At 60.4% G+C, this 1,669-nt stretch carries 1 protein-coding gene and 1 pseudogene; both read left to right on the forward strand.

Going from position 1 to position 1,669, the window contains the following annotated elements; all coding sequences use genetic code 11:
• Positions 1–424, forward strand: a pseudogene (locus tag AC1D00_RS40095) (trans-aconitate 2-methyltransferase); the annotation flags it as partial.
• A 199-nt stretch (positions 425–623) separates the two neighbouring features.
• Positions 624–1,625: a DctP family TRAP transporter solute-binding subunit gene (locus AC1D00_RS40100; RefSeq protein WP_477014502.1), complete on the forward strand. Its 1,002-nt coding sequence runs from the start codon at positions 624–626 to the stop codon at positions 1,623–1,625.
• Positions 1,626–1,669: the final 44 nt, after the last annotated feature.

Consider the following 1,669-nt stretch of genomic DNA (forward strand, 5'->3'; position numbering starts at 1 on the left):
GGAGAAGGTCGTGCCCGGCGGCATGCTCGCGGTGCAGATGCCACGCAACTTTCTGGCCCCCTCGCATGTGCTGATCGGCGAGACCGCCCTGAACGGCCCCTGGCGGCCCAAGGTCGAGCATCTCGTCACCCCGCCGCCGGTCGAGGGGCCGGCCTTCTATCACGATCTTCTTGCGCCGATGTCCGACAATATCGACATCTGGGAGACCGAATATCTTCAGGTGCTTGAAGGCGAGAACCCAGTGAAGGAATGGACCAAGGGCACCTGGCTGACGCGCTATCTCGACGTGCTCGCGGGCGACGAGAAGGCTGCCTTTGAGGCGGCCTATGGGATGCGGGTGGCGAAGGCGTATCCGAAGAATGCGGCGGGGCAGACGCTGTTCCCGTTCCGGCGTCTGTTCATGGTCGCCCAGCGCAAGGGCTGAGGGCATTGCCGCAATGCGACATAAGCGCTCGTTCCCCGATGCACGCGCGGGTGTCGGGTTGCGTCAGCAACGGCCGTCAAGATAGCTTGGCTGCGGCAAATTGGGCTTAGGTCTAGTTGTTCGGGTGGCGGATTGCTGCCACTACTGAAATCGGAAAACAAAAAAGACCCGGTTTTAGAGGTTGTTGGGAGGTTACTTCATGCCCAAGCTGCTCCTTGCGGTCGTCGCTGCGGCTGTTCTCATGGCCCCTGCTGTCGCCCAGGCCCAGAGCCCGATCAGCATCAAATTCAGCCACGTCGTCGCCAACGACACTCCGAAGGGCAAGGGCGCTCTGAAGTTCAAGGAGCTCGCCGAGAAGTACACCGACGGCAAGGTCAAGATCGAAGTCTATCCGAACTCCTCGCTCTACAAGGACAAGGAGGAGATCGAGGCGCTGCAGCTCGGCTCGGTGCAGATGCTCGCGCCCTCGACCGCGAAGTTCGCGCCGCTCGGGATCAAGGAATTCGAGGCGCTCGACCTGCCCTGGCTGTTCAAGGACGACGAGACCTATGCCAATGCGATGAAGGGCACGGTCGGCAAGTGGCTGTTCCAGAAGCTGGAGGCCAAGGGCATCAGCGGCCTCGCCTATTGGGACAACGGCTTCCACATGGTGTCGTCGAATCGTTCGCTGATGAAGCCGGAGGATTTCAAGGGCCTGAAATTCCGTATCTCCGGATCGAAGATCGCGGACCAGTATTTCCGCCTGATGGGTTCGATCCCGCAGATCATGGCATTCTCCGAGGTCTACCAGGCGCTGCAGACCGGCGTGGTCGACGGCTGCGAGAACACCGCGTCCAACTATTGGACGCAGAAGTTCTACGAGGTGCAGAAGGACATCACCGTGTCCTATCATGCCCATCTGCAATATGCGGTGATCGTCAACTCGAAATTCTGGTCCGGCCTGCCGCCCGATATCCGCGCCCAGCTCGAAAAGGCGATGAACGAGGCGACCGACTACACCAATTCGATCGCACGCCAGGAGAACGAGGACGCGCTCGCCGAGATCAAGAAGGCGGGCAAGACCACGCTGCATTATCTCACCGACGCCGATCGCAAGGCGTGGCAGGAAGCGATGCAGCCGACTTACAAATGGGCGAAGGGCCGGGTCGGGCAGGAAGTGCTCGATCTCGTCGCCAAGGAACTCGACGTCAAGATGAACTGACGCGATTTCCGGAGGAATAATACAAACGGTCGGGAGTGTGTGCG

The sequence above is a fragment of the Bradyrhizobium sp. P2_E8 genome (genome assembly GCF_056403875.1).